Here is a 3732-nt window from a genome sequence, read left to right as displayed (position 1 = left end):
GTGTAGGGGTGGCGGGGGGTGGCGAACAGGGTCTCGGTGTCGGCTTCCTCGACGATGCGGCCGAGGTACATCACCGCGATGCGGTCGGACATGTGGCGCACCACCGACAGATCATGGCTGATGAACAGATAGGTCAGGCCGAAATCGTCCTGCAACCGCCGCATCAGGTTCAGGATCTGCGCCTGCACCGAGACATCGAGCGCCGACGTCGGCTCGTCGCAGACCAGGAACCGCGGCTCGGAGGCCAGCGCGCGCGCGATGGAGATGCGCTGGCGCTGCCCGCCCGAGAATTCATGCGGGTACTTGCGCCCGTCGGCGGGGCCCAGGCCCACGGTGCGCAGAAGCTCGGCCACGCGGGCGGTGATCGCGGCCTCGGTGGTGCGCAGGCGCAGCTCGCGCAGGGGTTCGGCGATGATGTCATGCACCCGCCAGCGCGGGTTGAGGCTGGCGTACGGGTCCTGGAAGATCATGTGCGCGGCCACCGTGCGGCCGTCCTCCAGCGGAAAGGTGATCGTGCCCGCGCTGGGGGGGTACAGCCCCGTCACCAGCCGCGCCACCGTGGACTTGCCGCATCCAGACTCCCCCACCAGGCTGAGGCAGCCGCCGCGCGGCACGTCGAAGGACACATCGTCCACCGCGCGCAGCATCTGGCGGGGCTTGCGCTCCAGCACCCGGTTCAGCCAGGGCGGCGAGACATCGAAGGTCCGCGACAGCCCGCGCACGATCAGGGCCGGGGTCTGGTCGGGTGTCTGGCTCTGGCTCTGGGTCCCGGTCGGGATCGGGGCGGCGGTCATGGGGTCTGTCCCTCCATCAGCCAGCAGGCGGCGGCGGTGGTCCCGGCCTGCGTCAGCTCGGGCCGGTCGGTGCGGCAGCGCGCCATCGCCCGGTCGCAGCGCGGGTTGAAGGCGCAGCCCGGCGGGATCGCGTCCAGCCGCGGCATCGATCCGTCGATCTGGGCCAGCGTCTCCACCCGCCGTCCCAGCGCGGGGATCGAGGCCACGAGGCCGCGGGTGTAGGGGTGGCGGGGGGCGCGCAGGACCTCCTCCACCGGGCCGATCTCCACCAGGCGGCCGGCGTACATCACCGCCACGCGGTCGGCGGTCTCCGCGATCACGCCCATGTCGTGGGTCACCAGCATCACCGCCGTGCCGGTGTCGTCGCACAACCGGCGCAGCAGCGCGGTGATCTGCGCCTGGATCGACACATCGAGCGCGGTGGTGGGTTCGTCCGCGATGATCAGCTGCGGCTCGGCCGCCAGCGCCAGCGCGATCACCACCCGCTGGCGCATGCCCCCCGAGAACTGGTGGGGGTAGTGGTCGATGCGTTCCTCGGCCGCCGGGATGCCGACCTGGCGCAGCAGGTCCAGCGCACGCGCGCGCGCGCCGCGGCGCGACAGGCGCATGTGGATGCGGATCGTCTCCACCAGCTGGTTGCCGACGGTGAACAGCGGGTTGAGCGAGGTGAGCGGGTCCTGGAACACCGCGCCGATCTCGCGGCCCCGGATCGGGGTCATCGCGGTGTCGTCGAGCTGGTCGATGCGGCGGCCCGCGAGCCACACCTCGCCGCCCGCGATGCGGCCGGGGGGTTCGAGGAGCTGCTGCACCGCCAGCCCGGTCATGGATTTCCCGGCCCCGGATTCGCCCACGACGCCCAGAACCTCGCCGGGGCGGATGTCGAAGGTCACGGCGTCGAGCGCGCGCAGCACGCCGCCGCGGGTGGGGAACTCCACCGTCAGCCCGCGCACGCTGAGGACGGGATCAGGCATCGGGCACCTCCAGCGGATAGCTCGGGGGGAAGATCTCGGCCACCGGGGGATGGCCCCAGGTGCGGTCGGGATAGCGCGCGACCAACCCGTCGAACTGTGCCTGCGCGCGGATGCGGGCGGCGGCCATGTCCATGCCCGCGACCTGGCCGTCGCGCATCGACAGCCGGCCATCGACGAACACCGCGCGGGTGACGCGGCCGGTCGCGCCCTGCACCAGCGTGCGGACGGGGTCGATGGTGGGCGCCATGTACGCATCCGACAGATCGAACACCGCGATGTCGGCACAGGCCCCGGGCGCCAGCCGGCCCAGATCGTCGCGCCCCAGCGCCGCCGCGCCGCCCAGCGTGGCCGCGTCGAACATCTCGGCGGCGGTGGCGGGGCGGTCGGGGGCGACGTGGCGGGCCATCATCTGCCCCACGGCCATGTTCAGCACCATGTCGGGCGGCGCGGTGTCGGTGCCCATCGCCACCGTGATCCCGCGCGCACGCAGGGACGGCAGGCTGTCCAGCGCCTCGCCGAACCGCGCGGAGACCAGCGGGCAGTGGATCACCGACACGCCGTGGTCGGCATAGAGGTCCAGATCCCCCGCCGTGGCATGGGTGGCGTGCGGCGCCATCAGCCGTGGTCCCAGCAGCCCCGCGCGCGCCAGCCATTCCGGCGCGGTGCACCCGTGCAGCCGTTCCACCGTGCGCCGCTCCATCGTGCCTTGGGCGCAATGCAGGCGCACCGGCACGTCCAGCGTGTTCGCCGCGTCCATGGTGGCGCGCAGCAGGCCCAGGGTGCAGGTCTCCACCCGGTCGGGGGCCAGCAGGCCCTGGATCAGCCCGCCGTGGGTGCCCGCGTGGCGGCGGATGAAGGCCTCGGCCTCGGCCAGACCGGCCATGCCGCGGGCCTCATCGAACCGCGCCTCCAGCACGCCCGGGGCGGTGACGACCATCCCCCCCGCGCGATAGGCCGGGCCCAGATACACCCGCAGGCCCAGATCGGCGGCGGCGCGCACGGCGGCGTCGAACTCGGCCACCGTTTCCCCCCATTCGCGATAGAACAGCGACGCGATGGGGGCCGCGGTGGTGATGCCATTCAGCAGAAGCTGGGCAAAGGCGAACCGCTTCTGGAACGCCAGTTCGTCCGGGGAATACATCTCATACGGCCCGGCCTCGACATAGCTTTGCGGCCAGACCCGGCCCGAGGCCCAGCTGGGCCCGCGCTCCACCGCCAGCGTGGTGGTGTCCAGATCCGACAGCGCGTCGAGGTCGACAAACCCCGGCGCCACCAGCGCGCGGCCCGCGTCGATGCGGCGCGCGACCTCGCCGGGGAACGGCCCGCCGACATGCACGATGCGGCCGCCCTCGAACACCACCTCGCCGCGCGGCAGCAGGCGGTGGCCGCCGGGGCCGTGGCCCAGCACCCAGTCGGCGGTCAGCGCGGTGCGCCCCGGCGCGCGGGCGCCGAGGATGAGGGCGTCGAACGCGCTCATGGCGCCACCATCAGGGGCTGGCCGTCGCGGGCGACGACGCGGCCCGATTTCACCACCAGCGGGCGGGGGGCGTGGTCCACCAGCGCATGGGCCGGGGTCTCGCCCGCCACCAGCGTCAGGTCGCCGGGCGCGCCCACCGCCAGCGCGCGCCCCGGACGCCCCATCGCGGCGGCACCCCCGGTGGTGGCGCTGTCCAGAAGCTCCGACAGCTCCGCATCCGTGCGCAGGCCGTTGCGCATCCCCACGATGCAGGCGCGCTGCAGCATGTCCGGCCAGCCCCACGGCCCCCAGGTGTCGCGGATGCCGTCGCAGCCCATGCCCACCCGGATCCCCGCCGCGCGCAGGTCCAGCAGCGCCGGCACCGTGGCCGACGGGTGGCCGGTGGTGAACACCGCCACGTCCAGCGCGGCCATGTCGGCCATCAGCGCGGCCACCCGGTCGGGCGGCAGATCGCCAAGGCAGAAGGCGTGGCTGACCCCCACCCGCCCCG

Annotated in this window: 4 protein-coding genes; all 4 read right to left on the bottom strand. The window is 73.6% G+C overall.

Annotation, left to right across the window (positions count from 1 at the left end; all coding sequences use genetic code 11):
- Positions 1-794, bottom strand: a 794-nt coding sequence (locus CCR87_RS00900; RefSeq protein WP_201155449.1) for an ATP-binding cassette domain-containing protein, incomplete at its 3' end; no start/stop codon positions are given.
- On the bottom strand, positions 791-1765 hold the full coding sequence (locus CCR87_RS00895) for an ABC transporter ATP-binding protein (protein WP_201155448.1): 975 nt from the start codon (positions 1763-1765) through the stop codon (positions 791-793). The genes CCR87_RS00895 and CCR87_RS00900, both read right to left, overlap by 4 nt.
- Entirely contained in the window at positions 1758-3242 is a 1485-nt protein-coding gene (locus CCR87_RS00890) for a chlorohydrolase family protein (protein ID WP_201155447.1), read from the bottom strand. Before CCR87_RS00890 ends, CCR87_RS00895 begins: the two co-directional genes overlap by 8 nt.
- Positions 3239-3732: amidohydrolase family protein (locus tag CCR87_RS00885; protein ID WP_201155446.1), on the bottom strand; the 494-nt coding region annotated here is incomplete at its 5' end. The genes CCR87_RS00885 and CCR87_RS00890, both read right to left, overlap by 4 nt.

This window comes from Rhodobaculum claviforme, from assembly GCF_016653255.1.
Lineage (GTDB): Bacteria > Pseudomonadota > Alphaproteobacteria > Rhodobacterales > Rhodobacteraceae > Rhodobaculum > Rhodobaculum claviforme.
The sequence above is the reverse complement of the archived record's forward strand: the minus strand, read 5'-3'. Positions and strand labels throughout refer to the sequence as shown.